The organism is Levilactobacillus angrenensis (genome assembly GCF_003946085.1).
In the GTDB taxonomy this organism is placed as follows: Bacteria; Bacillota; Bacilli; order Lactobacillales; family Lactobacillaceae; genus Levilactobacillus; species Levilactobacillus angrenensis.
In genome coordinates, this window is record NZ_RHOB01000002.1 from 123,690 (window position 1) to 146,372 (window position 22,683).

The following is a 22,683-nucleotide window of genomic DNA, read 5'->3' on the forward strand; positions in this document are numbered from 1 at the left end:
TGACTACTAAACATCGCAATTGATTTTAGTAGCCACTCTCGATTAAAGGATTGCTCCTCTAAGCTAGAGTCAAAAATGTTAAAAAACACTCTGCTCTAACATTTTATCACACTGTAGGCATGGCAGTGCGATAGCTGCTCTTACCAGCGGTAGTGAGCGAAGGCACGGTTGGCATCTGCCATCCGGTGCGTATCTTCACGCTTCTTAACGGCAGCACCGGTGTTGTTAGCAGCGTCCATGATTTCACGAGCAAGCCGTTCAACCATGGTGTGTTCGCCACGTAAACGTGAGTACTGAACCATCCAACGAAGACCTAAAGTGGTCCGACGATCTGGCCGAACTTCGATAGGAACTTGGTAGTTTGACCCACCAACACGCCGAGCCTTAACTTCCAAGACTGGCATAACATTCTTCATTGCTTCTTCGAAGACTTCCACTGGATCGTTACCAGTTTCGTTCTTAATGATGTCGAAGGCACCATAAATGATCTTAGTTGAAGTTCCACGTTTCCCATCCATCATCGTGTGGTTGATCAGACGAGTGACCAACTTTGAATTGTAAATTGGATCAGGAAGGACTTCACGCTTTTGTACGTTTCCTTTTCTAGGCATTGTTAATATCCTCCTTGAAATGCTGTTACAGGTCGGTTGACGGCAACCGTGCACCCGACCTTAATTTTGAGTCTCGGTCTAGCCCTTAGGCTTCTTAGTCCCGTACTTGGAACGACCTTGACGACGGTCAGTAACACCGGCAGTATCGAGAGCACCACGGATAATGTGGTAACGAACCCCAGGTAAATCCTTAACCCGGCCGCCCCGGATCAGCACAACACTATGTTCTTGCAGGTTGTGGCCAATACCAGGAATGTAAGCAGTCACTTCAATTAAGTTTGACAACCGCACACGTGCATATTTACGTAAAGCAGAGTTAGGCTTCTTTGGTGTCATGGTACCGACACGCGTTGCAACCCCACGCTTTTGTGGAGCTGGATTCTTAACTTGAGCTTTTTTGAAACTGTTATACCCGTAGTTTAAAGCTGGGGCATCTGATTTAGAACTTTTAGATTTACGACCTTTACGCACCAATTGGTTGATAGTAGGCATCTAAATAGTCCTCCTTTCCGTATACTTTCTAGAGTTATAAGTCCACACATCCAGGTGGTTCATTTTCCTGTAAAGAAAAAAGACGACCCAAATGGCGATTTAATTGAAGTGTCCTCCCCGCCGTCAGTCAGCATGTCTGGTAGTAAATACCCGAGACCTGTCTGCGAAAAGCACCTTGAATAGAATACCATGCCAAAAAGCCCCTGTCAACCAGCCTCTCCGCAATTTTGCAGAAACATTTCGCCCTTTTTTACGGAGTTGATGGATAGAGGTGAAATTTTCATGACGATTATCCTATTCATTTACGGTGCTTGCCTGGGGTCGTGGTTAACCGCTATGGCCGACCGTTACGCAACTGGCGCATCGCCCATCTACCCAGCATCACACTGCGACACCTGTCAAACACCCTTGGCTTACTGGCAAATGGTGCCGGTGATCAGCTACCTGCTGTTGCGTGGCCGCTGCCACTATTGTCAGCAGCGAATTCCGCCGACGACACTATACCTTGAGATTGGTGCGGGGGGCTTGCTGACCATGCTCACGTCCACGACCGTCCGCCCATTACTGTGGCTGGGACTTTGGGGATTCGCGGCGCTGTGTGACGCGCGGACACAAAACTTTCCCGGTTGGGTAGTCTGGCTGGCCTGGCCACTAACGGTGTGGTCGCTGCCTTGGCCCACCATCATCCTGGCGACCTGCCTCTTACTGGGAGTTCAATTGCTCTGGCAACGTTGGCCTAATCCCTTGATTGGCGACGGGGATCTGGAACTGATTCTCGCCTACACCCTCTACTGGGGCGTCACCGCCACCGCTCAATGGCTACTGGTCGCTAGCCTAGCAGCCTTATGTCGGGCACGCAACTATAAACGACTAGCATTTTTACCTTACTTGGTGAGTAGTGCCGTGGCCTGGTGGCTGATACGCAAATAGGCTTAAACTCAGAACTGAAGTAGCCTTTATGTGGTAATTCCCGGAACGGCAATATTCTGTCCACTAAAATTAGTGAAACCCAGAGCCTGCGTCAACCAGAGATTCCAGCGGGTTGGTGATTATCAGCACCATTGGTTAGTCAAAGGCTGATTGCCAATCCTTACGCCATCAGTCGCGTAGTGACAATGTTTCTAGCTGATTTTCATCTTTCGACCTTTAGCTCAAATATGGTTGCATAGAAAAAGGACCCGCCATCTCTGACGAGTCCCTGACCAGCAAGCTAGTTGTCACTAGGCCTGTGAGTCTTCTTGCATTTGTTTTTCTAAGTCGCTGATGGAATAAACGCCTTCGGTTGACGTACCGCCAACTTCTTTGGGCTTGATCTGACGGTAATCTGGCATCCCAGTCCCGGCAGGAATGATCTTCCCAATAATGACATTTTCCTTCAAACCAACCAGTGGATCGTTCTTGCCCCGAATAGCAGCATCGGTCAAGACACGAGTCGTTTCCTGGAAGGATGCGGCTGACAAGAAACTGTTGGTTTCCAAGGCAGCCTTGGTAATCCCCAAGATAACTGGACGAGCGGTGGCAGCAATGCCCCCATCGATCAGCGTTTGGTAGTTAGCCCGACGGAAGTCTTGAATATCCATCAAAGTCCCTGGCAACACATCCGTGTCACCTGGGTCCATGATGCGGACCTTCCGCAGCATTTGCCGAACCATGATTTCCACGTGCTTATCACTGATAGCCACACCTTGCATCCGGTAAACCCGTTGCACTTCACCCAAGATGTAAGTTTCAGTAGACAAGACATCGCGAACCCGCAGTAATTCCTTAGGATCAACAGACCCATAGTTCAAAGCGCCACCACGGTGGATAAAGTCGCCTTCACTGACCCGCATCCGAGCCGTGATTGGTAACGTGTAACTCCGCGTATCAGCTTCACCCTTGATGGTAACTTCCTTGGTCCGTTCAGCTGGGTTTTCTTCGATTGATTCAACCGTCCCAGTAACTTCAGTGATCTCAGCTTTACCTTTAGGGTTCCGAGATTCAAATAATTCTTGAACACGAGGCAACCCTTGGGTAATATCTTCGTTCCCGGCAACACCACCGGTATGGAAGTTACGCATGGTCAGCTGAGTCCCTGGTTCACCGATTGATTGCGCAGCAACCGTTCCGACAGCTTCACCAACTTCGACTTCGTCACCAGTAGCCATGTTCCGGCCGTAACAATGTTCACAAACACCATGTTCAGTGTTGCAAGTGAAGGCGGAACGAATGGTTACTTCTTCAACACCAGCGTCAACGATTTGTTGAGCAGTGTCTTCGACGATCATTTGGTTCTTAGGAACGATGACGTCCCCAGTCTTTGGATCGTAGACGGTCTTTTGGGTGTAACGCCCTAAGATCCGGTCGTACAATGGTTCGATCATTTCGTTACCATCAGTGATGGCGCGAATCTTCAAACCACGGTCAGTCCCACAATCCTTTTCCCGAATGATAACATCTTGGGCAACATCGACCAGCCGCCGAGTCAGGTAACCTGAGTTGGCAGTCTTCAGCGCCGTATCGGTCATCCCTTTACGAGCACCGTGGGTCGAAATGAACATTTCCATCACAGACAGGCCTTCACGGAAGTTAGACGTGATTGGCAGCTCCATGATGTCACCACTAGGTGCGGCCATCAGACCACGCATCCCAGCCAGCTGCGTAAAGTTAGAAATGTTCCCCCGGGCACCAGAATCACTCATCATAAAGATAGGGTTCTGTTGGTCGAAACTGTGAATCAAGGCGTTTTGAATATCATCCTTGGCATCGTTCCAGATACCAATGACCCGTTCGTAACGTTCATGATCAGTAATCAGACCACGCCGGAATTGCTTGGTAACCGTCGCAACCTGCTTGTGGGCAGCGTCAATGATTTCTGGCTTTTCTTTCAAGTCGGTAACATCGACCATCCCCACCGTTAACCCAGACTTAGTTGATTCGTCATAACCTAAGTCCTTGATCCGGTCAAGCAGCTTGGAAGTTGCGGTCACTTTGTATTGTTGGTAAACTGCCGCGATGATGTCAGACAAGAAGCCTTTCTTGAATGGCCCAATCAATTCGGCATTTTGCAGGTAATCATGAATGTCTTCGCCCGGTTCCAAGAAGTACTTGTCCGGAACGGCGCCATTCAGGTTCGTGCTCGTTGGTTCGTTCAAGTATGGGAACGACTTTGGCAGGATGTTGTTGAAAATCAACTTCCCAACGGTCGTAACCATGATCTTGCTACGTTGTTCATCAGTAAATGGCTTGTCTGGCATTGAAGAAACCTGAACACCAACACGCGTGTGCCAGTGAACCAAACCGTTCCGGTAAGCCAGAACAGCTTCGTTGAGGTCGGTAAAGATCATACCTTCCCCTTCACGGTTAGCTTCTTCCATCGTCAGGTAGTAGTTCCCGATAACCATATCTTGAGAAGGCGCAACAACTGGCTTCCCACTGGCAGGTGCCAGGATATGGTGAGCCGCTAACATCAGCAAACGAGCTTCCGCTTGTGCTTCATCAGATAACGGCACGTGGATGGCCATTTGGTCCCCATCAAAATCGGCGTTGTAGGCTTCACAAGCCAATGGGTGCAACCGCATCGCTTTACCACTAACCAAGACTGGTTCGAACGCTTGAATCCCCAAACGGTGAAGCGTAGGGGCCCGGTTCAACAGAACAGGGTGTTCCTTGATGACGTCTTCCAAAACGTTAAAGACATCGTCATCTTCACGGTCGATTTGGCGCTTGGCGTTCTTAATGTTGGAGGCTAAGCCCCGGGCAACCAGTTCCTTCATGATAAATGGCCGGAATAATTCCAAAGCCATTGGGACTGGCAGACCCATTTGGTTGAACTTGAGGGAAGGACCAACGTCAATAACGGAACGACCAGAGTAGTCAACCCGCTTCCCTAACAAGTTTTGCCGGAACCGACCTTGCTTCCCTTTCAACATGTGTGAAAGAGACTTCAGTGGCCGGTTACCTGGGCCAGCAACTGGACGGCCACGACGACCGTTATCGATCAAGGCGTCAACGGCTTCTTGGAGCATCCGCTTTTCGTTTTGAACGATGATTCCAGGTGCGTTCAGGTCTAATAACCGCTTCAACCGGCTGTTCCGGTTGATAACCCGCCGGTACAAGTCGTTCAAGTCAGACGTTGCAAAACGCCCACCTTCGAGTTGTACCATTGGCCGTAAGTCAGGTGGAATGACCGGAATTGCGTCCATTACCATCCACTCCGGACGGTTACCAGAAGTGACGAAGGCTTCCAAGATGTCCAAACGACGAACGGCACGCGTCCGCTTTTGGCCAGTGGCTTCCTTCAATTCTTCCTTTAATTCTGCAACTTCTTTATCTAGGTCTACGGCCATCAACAACTTCTTGATGGCTTCGGCACCCATTTCAGCCTTGAAGGCGTCACTACCGTATTCCACGAGCTTGTCACGGTAATCGCGTTCGGAAAGCAATTGCTTCTTTTCGAGTGGCGTGTTACCTGGATCTAAGACTACGTAGGATGCAAAGTAGATGATTTCTTCCAAAGCCCGTGGGCTCATGTCGAGGACCAAGCCCATCCGGCTAGGAATCCCCTTGAAGTACCAGATGTGAGTAACAGGAGCAGCCAGTTCAATATGGCCCATCCGTTCACGACGAACCTTAGAACGGGTAACTTCGACCCCACAACGGTCACAAACGACACCCTTGTAACGGATTCGCTTGTATTTTCCACAAGCACATTCCCAGTCCTTAGTAGGACCGAAAATCCGCTCGTCGAACAGCCCGTCTTTTTCAGGCTTTAATGTCCGGTAGTTGATGGTTTCAGGCTTCTTGACTTCCCCATAAGACCAGCTACGGATCTTATCAGGTGAAGCCAGCCCGATCTGCATGCTTTCGAACTTATTGACATCGACCAAAGAAGCGACCTCCCTTATTAATTAGTCTTGCGTGTTTGGTTGACTTTCATTTTTCGTAGACGTTGATGCAGCCTTGCTATCATCACTTTGCGCAGCAGCCTTACGTTCCTCTTGTTGTTGGGCATACTTGCTCAACGCATCCACGTTCACAACATCATCGTCATCGTCGTCCATATCACGGAGTTCGATTTCTTCGTTGTTCCCGTTTAAGACCTTCATATCCAGCCCTAAGGATTGTAATTCTTTAACCAGCACGCGGAATGATTCAGGCACACCAGGCTTTGGAATTGGATCGCCCTTGACGATGGCTTCGTAGGTCTTAACCCGGCCAACCACGTCATCAGACTTGTACGTCAAGATTTCTTGCAACGTATAAGCGGCACCGTAAGCTTCCAAAGCCCAAACTTCCATTTCACCGAAACGCTGACCACCAAATTGCGCTTTCCCACCAAGGGGTTGTTGCGTAACCAGTGAGTAAGGTCCAATGGAACGGGCGTGCATCTTGTCGTCGACCATGTGGGCCAACTTCAGGTAGTTCATGACACCCACAGCGACCCGCTTGTCGAATGGTTCACCGGTCCGGCCATCGTATAAGACGGTCTTGGCATCGGCAGCCATCCCAGCTTCCTTGATTGCGTCGGCGATATCTGTATCACGGGCACCATCAAAGACAGGCGTTGCGACATGAATCCCTAATTTACGAGCAGCCATCCCTAAATGCAATTCGAGCACTTGCCCGATGTTCATCCGGGAAGGCACACCCATTGGACTCAGCATGATGTCGATTGGTGTCCCATCTGGCATGTACGGCATATCTTCTTCAGGGATAACGACGGAAACCGTCCCCTTGTTACCGTGACGACCAGACATCTTGTCCCCAACTTGGATCTTCCGCTTTTGCGCGATGTAGACCCGTACCATCATGTTGACACCAGGTGATAATTCATCCCCGTTTTCACGAGTGAAGATCTTAACATCCTGGATGATCCCGCCACCACCATGTGGCACCTTCAGGGAAGTATCCCGTACTTCACGGGCCTTTTCACCAAAGATGGCATGCAGCAGACGTTCTTCAGCAGATAATTCAGTGACACCCTTAGGCGTAACCTTACCAACCAAAATGTCGCCGTCTTGAACTTCAGCACCAATCCGGATAATCCCGTCTTCGTCCAAGTTCTTCAAGGCGTCTTCCCCAACGTTAGGGATTTCACGCGTCATTTCTTCAGGTCCCAGCTTCGTATCACGTGCTTCTGATTCGTATTCTTCAATATGAATCGACGTGTAAACGTCATCGCGAACCAACCGTTCGTTGATCCCGATGGCATCTTCGAAGTTGTACCCTTGCCAAGTCATGAAGGCGACTAATGGGTTTTGCCCTAAGGCTAATTCCCCATTTTCCATGGAAGGACCATCAGCCAAAATTTCATCGTTGTCGACATGGTCGCCGACCTTAACGATTGGCCGTTGGTTGTAGTTCTTCCCACCGTTTGACCGGCGGAACTTCATCAACTTGTAAGTGTCTAAGGCACCATCGTCACGCCGTACCCGGATTTCCCGTGCATCAACGTATTCAACAGTTCCTTCATGTTGACTGATCAAGGCAACACCAGAGTCATGGGCCGCCTTGTATTCGATACCAGTCCCAACTAATGGGGCGTGAGGGTCTAGCAATGGCACAGCTTGCCGTTGCATGTTGGCACCCATCAAGGCCCGGTTGGAGTCATCGTTTTCCAAGAAAGGAATACATGCCGTGGCCACAGCAACTACTTGCTTAGGCGAAACGTCCATGTAGTCGATCCGGTCAGCAGAAGTTTCGATGTTGTTATCTTCGTCACGGGCCATGATGGTATCCGTTGCGAATGAACCGTCATCGTTTAACGGCGTGTTGGCTTGAGCCACAACGTAGTTATCTTCTTCGTCAGCAGTCAGGTAATCGATCTTATCGGTAACCTTGTGCGTATCCCAGGAAACACGACGGTATGGCGTTTCGATGAAGCCATACTTGTTGACCCGGGCGTAACTGGACAGACTGTTGATCAGCCCGATGTTAGGACCTTCAGGCGTTTCAATTGGGCACATCCGACCGTAGTGGGTGTAGTGCACGTCCCGGACTTCATATCCGGCACGGTCACGCGTCAACCCGCCAGGCCCAAGGGCAGACAACCGCCGCTTATGGGTTAATTCACCCAGCGGGTTGGTCTGATCCATGAATTGTGACAATTGAGAAGACCCGAAGAATTCCTTGATGGAGGCCACGACTGGGCGAATGTTGATCAATTGTTGTGGCGTTACCGTCGCAGCATCTTGAATGGACATCCGTTCACGCACAACCCGTTCCATCCGGGATAACCCGATCCGGAATTGGTTTTGCAGGAGTTCACCCACGGAACGAATCCGCCGGTTACCCAAGTGGTCAATATCATCGGTATTCCCAATGCCGATTTGCAGATCAAAGAAGTAGTTCATGGAAGCGATGATGTCGGCTGGGCGAATGTGCTTCAGCTTGATATCAATGTTGCCGTTCCCAATCACTGGGACTTCTTGTTCTGGATCGTCAGGAGATTCAACTTTAATGATTTGTAATTTCAGTGGTTCCGTGACAACGGCTTCGTCTGAAGGTTGGAAAGTGACCATCTTGAAATCGTCTTGATCCAAGTATGGTGCCAACGTCTTCATAACGTCCTTGTCAACGACCGTGCCCTTTTGCGCGATGATTTCACCGGTATCTGGGTCAGCCAACGTTTCCGCCAAGGTCAAGCCCAATAAACGGGTCTTCAAGCTCAGCTTCTTGTTGGTCTTGTAACGGCCGACAGGCGCCATGTCGTAACGCTTAGGATCAAAGAACCGTGCCGTCAGTAAGCTCCGTGAAGAGTCTGCCGTCTTTGGTTCACCTGGCCGCAAGCGTTCGTAGATATCCTTTAAGGACTCTTCGACACGGGAGTCATCAGTGTTCTTGTGGATATCCTTTTCCAACGTCCGCGAAAGACTTTCGTTGTCACCTAAGATATCTAAGATTTCATCGTCAGAACCAAATCCTAAGGCCCGAACTAATTCGGTCATTGGGATCTTCCGCGTCCGGTCAATCCGGACGTAGGAGATGTTCTTGGCGTCGGTTTCAAATTCCAACCAAGCACCCCGGTTAGGAATGACCGTTGCGCCAAAGACGGTCCGGCCATTCTTATCGGTATCTTCATTGAAGTAAACCCCTGGTGAGCGGACTAATTGAGAAACAATTACCCGTTCTGCCCCATTAATAATGAAGGTCCCTTGGGCCGTCATTAATGGGAAGTCACCGAAGAAGACATCTTGCGATTTGATTTCGCCCGTTTCGTGGTTGGTTAAACGTAAAGTAACGTGAAGTGGTGCCGAATAGTTGGCATCGTGTTCCCGTGCTTCATCCACGGTATATTTGGGTTCCAGTAACTGATAATCAACAAACTCTAACGAAAGGTTTCCTTGAAAATCTTCGATTGGCATGATGTCGTCGAACATATCGCGTAAACCTTCGTCGAGGAACCAGTTGTAGGAATTGGTTTGAATTTCAATCAAGTTAGGTAAATCAAGAACTTCCTTGATTCGCGAATAGCTACGGCGTGTACGGTGTTTCCCGTATTTAACTAAGTGTCCTGCCAAGTTGTTCACCTCTCCTATTTATTCTGTGACTGGCCAAACCGAATATTACATTTTGGTTACAAATGCAGTTTTGCCCGGTTTTTTGGCAAAAAAAATCCAAAAACAAACTTGGAGCTTGCTTTTGGCTTCTTATAACGAACGCCACCGGACAATAGATCGGCGCGCTCAATTTCAGTTCACAGTTGCATACAAATGATATAGTACTAAATCTATTGGCAAATGTCAATAAGGAACACTCACTTTTTAACGGCGACCCCAAATAAGATCAACCGAATCAAAGCCAGCGTCTGGTCATGTTGCGAGGCGTCGGCCGGGCCCACATGATGGAAGCTGTTAAAGAGTGGGCTCAGACTGGTCAGGTAAAATGAAGCCGCGTCTTGTGCCGATAAGCCTGGCTGCAAGGTGACGATGCCGAGCTCGAAGAATTTCTGCAGTGGTCCCAGGTAGTCTTGCATGAAGACCATCCCCAGTTGCCGCTTGTTCTCCGGCTTCAGGAATCGGAAGCTACTGTGAATCACCGTGAAGACGTCACGAGGATGGACCCCCGTCAGCACCTCTGTCACCGCCGCTAAGGCTTCGACTGGGTCGGGCTGGTCAGTAGCGGCCAACCGGTCGTTAACGGCTAAGATGCCCTGCTGGACCTCCTCACCGACGCTCTTGATCACTTCCAGGAAGATGACCTCCTTGTCGCTGAAGTGGTGGTACAGTGCTGGCTGGGTAATGCCGACTTCCTTGGCGATTTCTCGCGTCGACGTTGCCTGGTATCCCCGTGCCAAGAACTGCTCTCTGGCCGCCTGCAAAATCGCTGCGTGCGTGTGGCTTAACTGTTCTTCTCTCTTCATAGCTTTCGTCCTTTCCTGACCTACTGGGATGACTGGTTCGTGGGTTAAGTCATTTAACGAATCAACCCAGCAGCAAACGCCCCGCCATCGCGCACAGTAGCTCGACTAGTAACTTTAGTTTACCATATCTCACTTATCACTTGTTAGACCAAGTTGCGGTTCCACACAAACGTAATCTTTTCGCAAAAAAAAGCGCCCGGGACCACTGCTGATTGGCAGTGATTCTGGACGCTTCGTTGTGTTGTTAAAAACTGTTACTTCCAAATAACATGGTTTAGACTGGCCGCCTGCAGTTTGCTAGGCAGCTCAGCATGTAGCCAATTAAAGATGGCTTGGCCACCTCACAATTCTGACAAAGCTCTCAAGCTAAGCAAGAATCTATCACTAGTGACTAGCAACCGTCTTCGGTGTCCCTTTGGCGTCAGGAGATTTCACGTTGACCGTGACCTCACCCTTCGTGGCGCCAATCGTGACTTGGTCACCCGTCTTGATTTCACCGTTCAACAGGGATTCGCTCAACTTATCTTCGACCTGCGTTTGCAGTGCCCGGCGAATTGGCCGCGCCCCGTATTCAGGATCAAAGCCCGCCTTGGCGACAGCATCGACGGCCGCTGGCGTAATCTTGAGCTTGATGTTTTGTTCTGCGACCCGGTTAACGATGCGCTTAGCCATCAGCTTCACGATTTCGTGGAGTTCTGGCTTCTTCAAGGAATGGAAGATGACCGTTTCATCGATTCGGTTCAAGAATTCTGGCCGGAACGATTGCTTCAAGGTCTCACGAATCGTGGCTGCCATGGCTTTGTAGTTATCCGCCATGTCTTCAGCCCCGAAGCCGACCGTCTTTTCATCCCGCAGCTTCGTGGCCCCTAAGTTAGAGGTCATGATCAAGATGGTATTCCGGAAGTCGACCTTGCGTCCCTTGGAATCAGTCAGGTACCCATCGTCTAAGACTTGTAGCAAAATGTTAAAGACGTCGGGGTGAGCCTTTTCCACTTCATCGAAGAGGACCACAGAGTATGGCTTTTGCCGAACCTTTTCGGTCAATTGGCCACCTTCGTCGTAGCCCACGTAACCAGGGGCTGACCCGATCAATCGGCTAGTGGAGTACTTTTCCATGTATTCGCTCATGTCGACACGAATCATGTTGTCTTCAGAACCAAACATCGCTTCGGCTAAGGCCTTGGCTAATTCCGTCTTCCCGACACCGGTTGGCCCCAGGAACATGAATGACCCAATTGGCCGGTTCGGATCCTTTAAGCCAGACCGTGCCCGCCGGATAGCCCGTGCAACCGCCGAAACGGCTTCGTCTTGGCCAATGACCCGTTCGTGCAAGATCTTTTCCAAATTAACTAAGCGATCCGCATCCGTTTGCTTCAGCTGCGTTACCGGTACTCCGGTCCATTCAGCCACCACATCGGCCACGTCTTCGCCAGTGACATTCAAACTGTAGTGTTGGTCATCCGTGTCTGCCTTAGCAGCAGCCTTGGCTTCTCGGGCATCGACCTTTTCACGCAAGGCCATTTCTTCGGTCCGCAGCTTGGCAGCCCGTTCAAAGTCTTGGTCTTCAATCGCCTTTTCCTTAGCGTCCGCCAAGTCCTTGAGTTCTTGGTTTTGCTTGGAGGCGGCAGTTGGCTTATCCATTTGGTCGATACGGACCTTGGCTGAGGCTTCATCCATCAGGTCGATGGCCTTGTCAGGCAAGAACCGGTCACTGATGTAGCGGGTTGACAACTTAACGGCTTGGTCAATCGCGTCATCAGTGATGTTGACGTGGTGATGGTCCTCATACCGTGGCCGCAAGCCATTCAAGATTTCCTTGGCTTCTTCCGGCGTTGGCTCATTGACTTGAACCGTAGCAAACCGCCGTTCCAAAGCAGCATCGGATTCAATGTACTTTTGGTATTCATCCAAAGTCGTAGCCCCAATGGTTTGGAGTTCACCACGCGCCAGAGCTGGCTTCAAAATGTTAGACGCATCAATGGCCCCCTCAGCGCCACCGGCACCAATCAACGTATGCAATTCATCAATGAAGAGAATGACTTGACCATCGTTGTAAATTTCTTCGATGACCTTCTTCAGCCGATCTTCAAATTCACCACGATACTTGGTACCAGCCACCAATGACCCCATATCGAGCATCATTAGCCGCTTGTTCTTCATATCATCAGGCACGTTGCCGGCCACGATGCGTTGGGCTAAGCCTTCCGCAATCGCCGTCTTCCCGACACCAGGTTCCCCAATCAATACTGGGTTGTTCTTGGTCCGCCGACTCAAGATTTGAATGACGCGCTTAACTTCCTTATCGCGCCCGACCGTCGGATCCATCCGACCTTCCTTGGCTGCATCCGTTAAGTTACGGGCCAAAGAGTCCAGCGTTGGCGTGCCGCCTTGAGGCGTATTGCGCCGCGTACGGTCAGCATTACGCCGCTTCGGTGTGTCGGCAATCCCCAACTTACGCAAGACAACCTTGCGGGCATCGGTCAAGTCGACATTTAAATTCTTCAGAATGCGTGACGATAAAATCGTGTCATCACTGAGTAAGGCTAACAGTAAGTGTTCGGTCCCAATCTTCATTGCGCCTAACCGCTTGGCTTCGTCACCCGCCAAAGCCAGCATTGACTTTGCCTTCGGTGAGTACGGCAGGTAGCTATCCTTATCCAGATTAGCTAAGGTCCCGTAACCCGTGAACCGTTCGATTTCTTCGCGAACATCATCGTCGCTAACGGAGAATTGTTGTAAAACCTTGTTGGCAATCCCGTTCTTTTCAATGGTGAGGGCTAGCAGCAAGTGTTCCGTACCGACTGCTTGATGCTTGAAATATTTTGCTTGTTCCTGTGCCAAAACAAGGACGCTCTTAGCACTCGGTGTAAATAGGTTATCCATTGCAACTCCTCACTTTCTTAACTCTCGTAACGTAAGTGGTTTAAAATCGATACCAGAATCTGGGCGCGGACCCGCTCACTAATCTGGCGGTCGCCAGTGTGCACGGCATCCTTTTCAATCGCAGCCAAAATGATATTGGCCTCACGCCGATTAATGGTACCAGCCTCAAATAGGCTCCGCACGACGGCCAAGCCATCGTGGCGGGTAATGTGATCACCCACCGCGCTAACTAACGAGTCGATAAAATCCAAGTTATCCAGCAACTTGACCTTTTCAATTCGAATGTACCCGCCACCACCACGTTTACTCTCCACGACATAACCGTCTTGAATCGTAAAACGGGTCTTGATTACGTAATTGATCTGGGAAGGTACCACGTTGAATTGATCAGCGATTTCCGCGCGCCGGATTTCCACCTGCTGAGACTCAGCCAAAATCTGCTTGAGGTAAGACTCAATAATATCTGAAATATTTTGATTCTCCATTATCGTCCCCCCTTCGGTGCAGTTCTTCTGACTAATGTTGACTAATATTATACGAACTTTCCATAAAAATGCAACGGATTAGACCGCAATCCGCACTAGAAGTCCTGGAAGATAAGCATAACAAAAAAACGGCCGACTTCCAAACGATTAGTAAGGAGTCGACCGACAAACAATTTTTATGTAAATTCGGGATAAAAAAATCGGGAAGACAAGATTTGAACTTGCGACCCCCACGTCCCGAACGTGGTGCTCTACCAAGCTGAGCTACTTCCCGAAATAGCCCGCTGACGTTGCGTCAGTTAATCGGGAAGACAGGATTCGAACCTGCGACCCCCTGGTCCCAAACCAGGTGCTCTACCAAGCTGAGCTACTTCCCGAAAAGTGCTTATGCGGCAAACATAAGCAACAAAAATGCACCCAGTAGGAGTCGAACCTACAACCTTCTGATTCGTAGTCAGACACTCTATCCAGTTGCGCTATGGGTGCATAATTATTATTAAGTTAAATGCCGAGGACCGGGATCGAACCGGTACGGTCATCACTGACCGCAGGATTTTAAGTCCTGTGCGTCTGCCAATTCCGCCACCCCGGCAAAAGGGCAAAAGCGGAAGACGGGATTCGAACCCGCGACCCCCACCATGGCAAGGTGATGTTCTACCACTGAACTACTTCCGCAAATTGGCTATTAAATTAATGGAGCCATGCCGACTAGAGGATTCGAACCTCCGACCTCCTCATTACTAGTGAGATGCTCTGCCAACTGAGCTAAGTCGGCAAAATATTTTTAAAATATTTTGCAATATTTAATTATGCAGGTGAAGGGACTCGAACCCCCACGTCATAAGACACTAGAACCTAAATCTAGCGCGTCTGCCAGTTCCGCCACACCTGCAACGTTGGCGAACTAACCGCCAGGGACCTTGGTCCCGATGGAGGATACAGGGCTCGAACCTGTGACCCTCTGCTTGTAAGGCAGACGCTCTCCCAACTGAGCTAATCCTCCATGGACTTTCAAGCAAGAAACAATGTCCTCGTTTGAAACAACTATTATAATTTACCATGCCGAGCAAATGATGTCAACAACTTTCTTGAAATCTTTTTGAATAAATATTCGTTAGCTGAATAACTACTCGATAGGCAACAAATAATATTTTAACCTACTAGCGAAGAAAAAGCCAGCTTTTTTTCAAATTAATTTGAATTAATCATTCACGATGACACGCGGCCACTCCGGTACCAGCCTCACTTGGCTGTCGGAATTAACCAACAAAAACTATTTTATACGAAGGACCCAGACGCGTCAATAAGAAATTACAAAAATATTCAAAAAAATGAGTTTTTACCGAAGATTCTTTCTGCAATTCCCCCTATTTCCTTTGGTAGCCGCTGGACTATCCCTATTAGGCTAAGGTTGAAAGATGAAAACTAGCTAGAAGCATTGTCACCACACAACTCATGGCGTAAAAATCAGCCATTTACCGCCTCGTAGTGTGGACTGGCCGCCTACCGTCCGCCAACTATGGGTTGGAACGCGGTGGGCGGACCGGACCGAGCCTGAGAAGCGGTCTCGGCCTCGCTTTGAGCCGGAAATCGCGTCTCAAAGACGCCAGTTGCCTAAGCGGCATGAACCCCGCCGCTAAGACAACTCCCACGGCTGAACCCATATTTGGCGGACTCCCGGCTACGAGTGTGTGTGATAGTAATGGGTAGCTTAGCCCCAGTTAGCGGTTGATTTAACAACTAGTCTTTAACTAGCGCCATCTTGCTGATAATCACCAACCCGCCGGAGGCAGTCAGGGATGTAGCCAGCTGTGTCGACGGTGTTGGCTGAGGTCCTTTCTCAGCCTACAGCGTGGGGCGACTCTGGAGACTGGCGAGATTTGCCAGGCTTCAAAGCGAACCGGAAGACCGCTCTTGGGCTGGAGGTGTCCCCCATAGCAGGCGGAATCTCTGGCTGTCGCAGGCTCTGGTTCCCTCCAATTTTAGTGGACAGAACACTTTTATTCCGGGAGTTACTGCGTAAATGCTGATTTCAAACTTCAGCCCAAAACAAAAAGGCCAGGACATTTGCCCTGACCCTGATTATCTAACCACAAACACTGTTGCCAGTCTCATGGTTAAAGTTAGTTTTACATGACACTAGTAATCACAGATAATTCCGCCGGTGGTACTAGAAACTACTTCGTGATCTTGGTGACGCCGCCCATGTAAGGTACTAAGACGTCTGGAATCGTTACGGAACCGTCAGCGTTTTGGTAATTTTCCAAGATAGCTGCGACCGTCCGCCCAACAGCTAAACCAGAACCGTTCAGCGCGTGAACGTATTGGAGCTTGCCGTTGTCATCACGGTACTGGATGTGAGCCCGCCGTGCTTGGAAGTCCGTGGTGTTGGAGCAGCTGGAGATTTCCCGGTACGTATTTTGTTCTGGGAACCAGACTTCCAAATCATGCGTCATAGCGGCTGTAAAGCTCATGTCGCTAGTCGTTAAGGTAATCACGTGGTAAGCCAAGCCCAGCTTCTGTAAGAGGCTCTCAGCGTGCTTCGTCAAGGCTTCCAGTTCATCCCAGGAGTTTTCTGGCTTGCAGAACTTCACCATTTCGACCTTGTTGAATTGGTGTAACCGAATCAGACCGCGAGTATCTCGGCCGGCACTCCCGGCTTCAGAACGGAAAGCAGGCGTCAATGCGGTGAACCAGACTGGCAGGTCCTCTTCAGGAATCACTTCGTCGCGGTAGTAGTTGACCAGCGGCACTTCAGCCGTTGGAATCAAGGTCATATCTTCATCGCGTAATTGGTAAACGTCTTCCTTGAACTTAGGAAATTGGCCAGTCCCGTACATGGAGTCATCGTTTACGATGTATGGCGGCAAGACTTCCTTGAAGCCGGCCTTGGTGTTTTCATCCAAGAAGAAGTTGTAAACGGCCCGTTCCAACCGGGCACCGAGACCCAAGTAGTACAGGTAACGACTACCAGAAACCTTGGCACCTGCTTCAAAGTCTAAAATCCCCAGGTTTTCACCCAATTCATAGTGGGCCTTGGGCGTGAAGTCCATGTTAGGCTTCTCACCCCACTGGCGTAATTCCACACTGCCGTCTTCCGTCAAACCAACGGGGACGTTGTCGTTAGGAATATTTGGCAAATGGGCAGCAGCGTCGTGAACCTGGGCCTTTAACGTGTCCAACTGAGCATCGATGTCCTTGATCTCACCACTGACCTGACGCATCTCAGTGATCTTGTCATTGGCGTCTTGCTTGTTACGCTTCAATTGAGAAATTTCATCAGAAACCGTGTTCCGTTGGGCCTTCATGGTTTCACTCTTTACGATCAATTCCCGACGCTTGGCATCCAGTGCCAATAAGCTATCGATGTCGGCAGGATCAACCCCACGTGTGGCTAATTTTTCTTTGATGAAATCTGGTTCTTGACGAATTAATTTTAAATCTAACATCTTGTTTGCTCCTCTCTTTTTTCGCGGATGATACAAAAAAGGCCTCCGTCACATGGGACGAAGGCCTTCGCGGTACCACCCAAGTTCGTAGCTGGCTTCCCAGTTACACCCTTGAACATGATAACGGTTTGCACCGTGCGGCATTACCCGCCCACGAATTCATGTGCTGGAATCTTCGACGTCGCGGTTTGCAGCATCCCCCGCTTCTCTGGCCGTCTACTAAATAGGCACAACGTGTTTTTGATTAATCTCATCATACCGCATTTCTTGTCAGATAACAATTGCTAACTTCAGCTAGCGTGATGGTTCTGACACACTTTTCCCATCCGCCTTACCGTTGCACTGGTCGAAAACAGTTGCCTATGGCTCCTAAGGCCTCTGCCTACTGTGGAGACCGCCTGTAAGCCAGAAGCAGACTTCCAGCTCGCACACAGTTACTGCCAGCAAGTATTTACGGCAAGCGCTACCGTAAGCCGAGAGTGAAGCGAAAGTTGTGCTCAGCCGTGGGAGTTTCCTTAGCGGCGACCTTTGCCGGTTAGGGAACTGGCGTCTTTGAGACGCGGGCTTCGGCTCAAAGCGAGGGCGAGACCGCACTTTGGCTCGACCGGTCCGCCCACAGCGTTCCAGCACAACTTTCGCGCAACGGCAAGGCGGACATATCTCACCAAAAAAGCTTACAGTGAAGCAATCTTTTCGTCGATGAGGTGCAGCACTTGTTGCCGAGCGGCTGGGTCTTCCACGAAGTCCAGCTTGTCGCCGTCAATTTGCATCTTCGGTGACTTGTCGTAAGCGTTGTACCAATCCACGTAGCGTTGGTCCAGTTCTTGGTAGTACTTGTACAAACTTGGATCATGGTCGATTTGTTCGTATGACCGGCCCCGCTTCTTGATCCGTTCCAACATCGTTTCAAACGAAATGTTGATGTGGATCAATAAGTCTGGGTTCTTCTTGTGGGTCGCGTCTGGCAGTTCTTGCATCATGTTAGCCAGTAAGGAATCGTAAATGTCGACTTCCGTACTCGTTGCCCGGCCCAAGTCAGCGTTTAAATGAAAGAGCAAGGAATCCTCAAAGATTGAGCGATCTAAGACACTTTCATCGTCGGCATTGGCAGCTTTGATGCTGTCGAGCCGCTTGTTTAAGAAGTAAATTTGTAACAAGAAAGCATACTTCTGCGGGTTCTGGTAGAATAGTGGCAAAATCTTGTTGTCATCCACTGATTCGTAAAATGCTGGTTTGTTCAAGTGTTCGGCTAATAACGTGGTTAAACTCGTTTTGCCGGCGCCAATAGTTCCCGATAATACAAGCATGCAATCTTCTCCTTTAAATAACGACGGGGCCGTGACCACCGCCACAGCGTTTCCCTATCTCTAACTAAAACGGGTACAGCAGGCATTAGCGCCCACTGACCCACGTTCAAAAATTCAACACCACATATTGTACCAACCTCCCGGGTAAAAGACAATATGTCGTGGCCATTTTCTTAAACTCCTTGACACCAAAACGACGCCTAAACTGGCAACCACCAGCTTAGACGCCGCGATATTTTTATTTAAAATTACGTGTGCCCACACTTAATTTCTGTTAATCGTTTGGCGTAGATTCGTGTAATTCCTTCAGCGTGCCATCACGGTGCACTGGGGAAACATCGACTTCGCTCAATGGAATCAGCTTCGTGTGCTTCTTGATCTTGTACCCGATGTAGAGAATCAAGACTAATGGCACACTGATGTAAGTGACCAGAACTTGTTCCCAGTTACCGGAGAAGAAGGATTGTGGGTCTTGCCCAACAATCACAGCCACACACAAGAACAACGCCAGGATTGGCCCAACTGGGAACCACTTTGCATGGTAGCTCAGTTCAGACAACTTGTGACCCTGCTTGATAAATGCCCGACGGAACCGGTAATGCGATAAGGCAATCCCGAACCAAGCAATGAAGCCGGTTAACCCACTAGCAGCCACCAACCACATGTAAATCTGGGGACCGGCGATACTACTGATAAAGGTCAAGGCAGCAACGATGGTCGTTGCAAATAAGGCAGGATAAGGAATCCCGTTCTTCCCAGTCCGTTCAAACAGCTTGGGTGCGTAACCTTCCTTGGATAAGGAGTACAGCATCCGTGTAGAAGCGTACATCCCAGAGTTCGCAGCGGAAATGACTGACGTCAAGATAACCGCGTTCATGACACTAGCGGCAGCGGCCAAGCCGGCACGCTGGAAGACCAACGTGAAGGGACTGATGGCAATGTCACTGGCAGATGAACCCAACAGGTCCTTACTGGTGTAAGGTAAGACAGCGGCGATAACAAAGATAGCTAAGATGTAGAATAAAATGATTCGCCAGAAAACAGAATTGATGGCCTTAGGAACACTGTGTGCAGGATCTTCGGATTCACCGGCCGTAATGCCGACCAGTTCAGTTCCTTGGAACGAGAACCCGGCAACCACGAAGACACTCAGGATAGCTGGGAAGCCACCGACGAATGGTGCCTTCTTGTAGGTGAAGTTCTCTAAGCCAGTCGCATGACCACCCATGATACCAACAATCGTCATTAAGCCGACTGCCAAGAAGACGAAGATGGTGACGACCTTGATCAGAGACATCCAGAATTCGGTTTCCCCGAAAGCTTGGACGGCCAAGGCGTTGATCAGGAAGACAATCCCTAATGCCACGGCACTCCAAATCCAACTTGGGACCCCTGGTAACCAGAACTTCATGACCAAAGCCGCCGTAGAAATATCAACGGCCACGGTAATGGCCCAGTTGAACCAGTAGTTCCAGCCCATCGCAAACCCTAAGGCTGGGTCAACATACTTGGCCGAATACGCCGCGAACGAACCAGAGATTGGCATGTTCGTCGCCATTTCACCCAAGCTGGTCATCAGGAAGTACACCATCAAACCCATGGCAACGTAAGCTGCTAACGCCCCACCAGGACCGGCCGTTGAGATAGCCGACCCACTGGCAACGAATAACCCAGTCCCGATACAGCCACCTAACGCGATCATGGATACGTGACGCGTCTTGAGTCCCCGCTTGACCTGATCTGAGGCCGCGCTGGTTGTTGCATTTGTCATATTCTGTTCCATAATGTTTCCTCCTTCTTGATTAGAAGGACTTCCTCGAAACGACCCAGTCCAATAAAAAAATCTCCCTCGCCAGAAAAGCCCGCGAAAGAGATTGGAAGTTTCATTATTCCAAGTCAATATCGTTGAAAGCGCCCCGCAACCCATATTTGGCTGCGACAGTCCCTGATCTGTTAAACCAGGACCCAACCACCACGCTATGTCCTCACGTGTTGATTTCGGCGACCGCCCCTTTAACTTTCCTTCAGCGATGTGACCCATCTCCGGAAAGCGACTCTTGTTGGTCGCGCCTCTTCTATTCGATACTTTGTAGTATACCATCACCAACTCACATTGCAAGTTCAAATCCCAGAAAATGCCCATTAATTTTTGTGAGCAGGCAAATCTAAACGGAAAAGTCGTTCAGGTGTGGCGGCTTTTCCCCCAATATCGGGGGCCACAAAATGCGGTAAAACCACTGTGAATCCTAGTTTTTCAAGCACCCGTTGAGACTGATGATTGGTCACGAAACAGGTTGCCCAAACGGTCTGCGGTTGTTGCTTTGCCCGTTGAACTAACTGGAGGCTCCCGTCAATGGCTTCTGGCATGATGCCCTGGCCCCAGTCCTGCGGGTCGAGAAAATACCCCAGGTCATATGCCGTATCGCTGGGGAGCCCCTCTGCCGTCAGATGACGGTAAAATAAAATGGTGCCCATAAAACGCTGAGTACTCTTATCCTCAATGCTAAAGGCAAACGGGCTTTGCCGGTCGGCCGCTAGCCACCGTTTGACCTGATCCGTCGACACGTCTGCCGGTGACCCGTTTGCTGCCGCCACTGCTGGTAAGGTCAATAGCCGCTGGTACCCTGGTAAGTCGCTTTCTGTCAAAGGGCGTACCCGCACCCGCGCCGTTTCAATAATCCGCTCCATTCACTGTTCCCTCTTTTCCTGTTCTGCGCTAAATGCGTTATACTTTAACCATACAGCGATGAGCCACCGACCCAACCGAAGCTGAGGCCGAACTCACCGCAGTCAAAACCATTAAATCCTATCATGACTTATTTCAGGAGGTTTCGCAATTGAAAACAATCACTTTGCCACTGGCCCCGAACTCGCCAGCTTACTTACAAGCCTATTTACGCCAACCCGCAACGGATACGGGAACTTACCCGGCCATCATCATCGTGCCGGGCGGCGCTTACACCCACATCCCTGAACAACAAGCTGAAGATCTGGCCCTAGCCTGGTCCGCCCGTGGCTACCAAGCCTTCTTCCTGCGCTACACCTTTGCCGGCGAAAAAACACCGCTACTGCCCACACCAGTTGTGGAACTGGCTAAGAGTGTCGCCCTGTTGCGGCGTAACGCGAATGCTTGGTTGATCGACACCGACCACATCTTCGTGGCCGGCTTCTCCGTCGGCGGCCACATCACCGCGTTGTTCAACGACCTGTGGCATGACGACAAATTCAACCAGCTGGCTGGCACCACGCCTTACGAAATCAAACCGCGCGCCGTCATCCTCAGCTACCCAGTCATCACCCCAGCCGCCGGTTACCCGACTGACGCCGAGACGCTGGCTAAATGGACGGATGACCCCGACCAGATTGCGGCCGACCAGCGCGTCACTCCACGCAACGTGGCTACCTTCATTTGGGTCACGGCGGAAGACCCCTTGGTTCCCGTTCAAAATGCCCTGGCCTACGCGCAGGCGTCGATTGCCAATCACGTGGACACCGAATTACACGTCTTCCATCAGGGGCCACACGGCTTAGCCCTGGCCAATCAGGTCACGGCCTGGAAGCCAGGCACCAACCTGCCCCACGTGGCCCACTGGATGGACCTCGCCGAAGAATGGCTACACGAACTGGATTAACACCAGCGGGGACTTGGGTTAGTCCAGTCTCGTCAAGCACGCTTCAAAAATTCTAGTTAATCAGTCAATCCTTTCTCGTCTTGGGAAAGGATTTTTTGTGTCATCCTAAAGGTTCAAAACGAATTAATGCATTAACGCCTGGAGTGACAGCATTGTGCCCACTAAAATTAGCGAAACCAGAAGCCTGCGTCAGCCAGAGATTATCAGCAACACTGTGTTAGAGATCAGTGGCTAGATCAGCTGTTACCTGGGGCTAAGCCGATCGTCCTTAGCACACACTCCTGTAGCCGAGAGTCCGTCAAATATGGATTCAGCCGTGGGAGTTGCCTTAGTGGCGTGATTCATGCCGCTTAGGCAACTGGCGTCTTTGAGATGTGAACTACGGCTCAAAGCGAGGCGTCGAGACCGCCCTTTGGCTCGACCCGTCCGCCCACCGCGTTCCAACCCATAGTTGGCGGACGGTAGACGACCAGCTCGAACT

Annotated in this window: 13 protein-coding genes, 8 tRNA genes and 1 riboswitch; of the genes, 2 read left to right on the forward strand and 19 right to left on the reverse strand. The window is 50.2% G+C overall.

Annotation, left to right across the window (positions count from 1 at the left end; all coding sequences use genetic code 11):
* Positions 1 to 140: 140 nt before the first annotated feature.
* Positions 141 to 611: a 30S ribosomal protein S7 gene (gene rpsG, locus EKM83_RS01540; protein ID WP_020090150.1), complete on the reverse strand. Its 471-nt coding sequence runs from the start codon at positions 609 to 611 to the stop codon at positions 141 to 143.
* A 78-nt stretch (positions 612 to 689) separates the two neighbouring features.
* Entirely contained in the window at positions 690 to 1,103 is a 414-nt protein-coding gene (rpsL, locus tag EKM83_RS01545; protein ID WP_011668504.1) for a 30S ribosomal protein S12, read from the reverse strand.
* 282 nt (positions 1,104 to 1,385) lie between these two features.
* Between rpsL and EKM83_RS01550 the strand changes: the two genes are divergently transcribed.
* Positions 1,386 to 2,033 (forward strand): prepilin peptidase, encoded by a 648-nt coding sequence (locus tag EKM83_RS01550; protein WP_125574891.1) that lies wholly within the window; start codon positions 1,386 to 1,388, stop codon positions 2,031 to 2,033.
* 290 nt (positions 2,034 to 2,323) lie between these two features.
* On the opposite strand, the gene rpoC is transcribed toward EKM83_RS01550, so the two are convergent.
* The 17 genes from rpoC to EKM83_RS01635 form a co-directional block, all read right to left on the reverse strand.
* The gene (gene rpoC / locus EKM83_RS01555; RefSeq protein ID WP_125574892.1) at positions 2,324 to 5,971 is read right to left on the reverse strand and encodes a DNA-directed RNA polymerase subunit beta'; all 3,648 of its coding nucleotides are present in this window, start codon (positions 5,969 to 5,971) and stop codon (positions 2,324 to 2,326) included.
* 21 nt (positions 5,972 to 5,992) lie between these two features.
* Positions 5,993 to 9,613 (reverse strand): DNA-directed RNA polymerase subunit beta, encoded by a 3,621-nt coding sequence (gene rpoB, locus EKM83_RS01560; RefSeq protein ID WP_164505560.1) that lies wholly within the window; start codon positions 9,611 to 9,613, stop codon positions 5,993 to 5,995.
* Between the two features lie 227 nt (positions 9,614 to 9,840).
* Positions 9,841 to 10,446 (reverse strand): TetR/AcrR family transcriptional regulator, encoded by a 606-nt coding sequence (locus EKM83_RS01565; protein WP_125574894.1) that lies wholly within the window; start codon positions 10,444 to 10,446, stop codon positions 9,841 to 9,843.
* Between the two features lie 384 nt (positions 10,447 to 10,830).
* Positions 10,831 to 13,329, reverse strand: coding sequence for an ATP-dependent Clp protease ATP-binding subunit (locus EKM83_RS01570; protein WP_125574895.1), 2,499 nt, complete (start codon positions 13,327 to 13,329; stop codon positions 10,831 to 10,833).
* Positions 13,330 to 13,346: 17 nt separating this feature from the next.
* Positions 13,347 to 13,814, reverse strand: a complete 468-nt coding sequence (locus EKM83_RS01575) for a CtsR family transcriptional regulator (protein WP_125574896.1) — start codon at positions 13,812 to 13,814, stop codon at positions 13,347 to 13,349.
* A 200-nt stretch (positions 13,815 to 14,014) separates the two neighbouring features.
* Positions 14,015 to 14,088, reverse strand: a tRNA-Pro gene (locus EKM83_RS01580).
* Between the two features lie 29 nt (positions 14,089 to 14,117).
* Positions 14,118 to 14,191: transfer RNA gene (locus EKM83_RS01585), tRNA-Pro, on the reverse strand.
* 35 nt (positions 14,192 to 14,226) lie between these two features.
* Positions 14,227 to 14,300, reverse strand: a tRNA-Arg gene (locus tag EKM83_RS01590).
* 20 nt (positions 14,301 to 14,320) lie between these two features.
* Positions 14,321 to 14,406, reverse strand: a tRNA-Leu gene (locus EKM83_RS01595).
* An 11-nt stretch (positions 14,407 to 14,417) separates the two neighbouring features.
* Positions 14,418 to 14,489, reverse strand: a tRNA-Gly gene (locus tag EKM83_RS01600).
* A 27-nt stretch (positions 14,490 to 14,516) separates the two neighbouring features.
* Positions 14,517 to 14,589 (reverse strand) — tRNA-Thr (locus EKM83_RS01605).
* Between the two features lie 35 nt (positions 14,590 to 14,624).
* Positions 14,625 to 14,706, reverse strand: a tRNA-Leu gene (locus tag EKM83_RS01610).
* A 38-nt stretch (positions 14,707 to 14,744) separates the two neighbouring features.
* Positions 14,745 to 14,817, reverse strand: a tRNA-Val gene (locus EKM83_RS01615).
* A gap of 1,174 nt (positions 14,818 to 15,991) precedes the next feature.
* Entirely contained in the window at positions 15,992 to 17,263 is a 1,272-nt protein-coding gene (gene serS, locus EKM83_RS01620; protein WP_125574897.1) for a serine--tRNA ligase, read from the reverse strand.
* A gap of 674 nt (positions 17,264 to 17,937) precedes the next feature.
* Positions 17,938 to 18,570, reverse strand: coding sequence for a deoxynucleoside kinase (locus EKM83_RS01625; RefSeq protein WP_125574898.1), 633 nt, complete (start codon positions 18,568 to 18,570; stop codon positions 17,938 to 17,940).
* Between the two features lie 274 nt (positions 18,571 to 18,844).
* Positions 18,845 to 20,353, reverse strand: coding sequence for an amino acid permease (locus EKM83_RS01630; RefSeq protein ID WP_191987390.1), 1,509 nt, complete (start codon positions 20,351 to 20,353; stop codon positions 18,845 to 18,847).
* Between the two features lie 118 nt (positions 20,354 to 20,471).
* Positions 20,472 to 20,653, reverse strand: a riboswitch (Lysine riboswitch).
* Between the two features lie 59 nt (positions 20,654 to 20,712).
* Positions 20,713 to 21,258 carry a GNAT family N-acetyltransferase gene (locus EKM83_RS01635; protein ID WP_125574899.1) on the reverse strand — a complete coding sequence of 182 codons (546 nt, stop codon included), beginning with the start codon at positions 21,256 to 21,258 and terminating at the stop codon, positions 20,713 to 20,715.
* A gap of 149 nt (positions 21,259 to 21,407) precedes the next feature.
* On the opposite strand from EKM83_RS01635, the gene EKM83_RS01640 reads away from it, so the two are divergent.
* Positions 21,408 to 22,202, forward strand: a complete 795-nt coding sequence (locus EKM83_RS01640; RefSeq protein WP_125574900.1) for an alpha/beta hydrolase — start codon at positions 21,408 to 21,410, stop codon at positions 22,200 to 22,202.
* Positions 22,203 to 22,683 lie beyond the last annotated feature (481 nt).

Coding starts and splice junctions, on each gene's coding strand:
- EKM83_RS01635 (WP_125574899.1), bottom strand. CDS start 21,258: ATGGAGCGGATTATTGAAACGGCGCGGGTGCGGGTACGCCCTTTGACA.
- EKM83_RS01625 (WP_125574898.1), bottom strand. CDS start 18,570: ATGCTTGTATTATCGGGAACTATTGGCGCCGGCAAAACGAGTTTAACC.
- EKM83_RS01630 (WP_191987390.1), bottom strand. CDS start 20,353: ATGGAACAGAATATGACAAATGCAACAACCAGCGCGGCCTCAGATCAG.
- EKM83_RS01570 (WP_125574895.1), bottom strand. CDS start 13,329: ATGGATAACCTATTTACACCGAGTGCTAAGAGCGTCCTTGTTTTGGCA.
- EKM83_RS01575 (WP_125574896.1), bottom strand. CDS start 13,814: ATGGAGAATCAAAATATTTCAGATATTATTGAGTCTTACCTCAAGCAG.
- serS (WP_125574897.1), bottom strand. CDS start 17,263: ATGTTAGATTTAAAATTAATTCGTCAAGAACCAGATTTCATCAAAGAA.
- rpsG (WP_020090150.1), bottom strand. CDS start 611: ATGCCTAGAAAAGGAAACGTACAAAAGCGTGAAGTCCTTCCTGATCCA.
- EKM83_RS01565 (WP_125574894.1), bottom strand. CDS start 10,446: ATGAAGAGAGAAGAACAGTTAAGCCACACGCACGCAGCGATTTTGCAG.
- rpsL (WP_011668504.1), bottom strand. CDS start 1,103: ATGCCTACTATCAACCAATTGGTGCGTAAAGGTCGTAAATCTAAAAGT.
- EKM83_RS01550 (WP_125574891.1), top strand. CDS start 1,386: ATGACGATTATCCTATTCATTTACGGTGCTTGCCTGGGGTCGTGGTTA.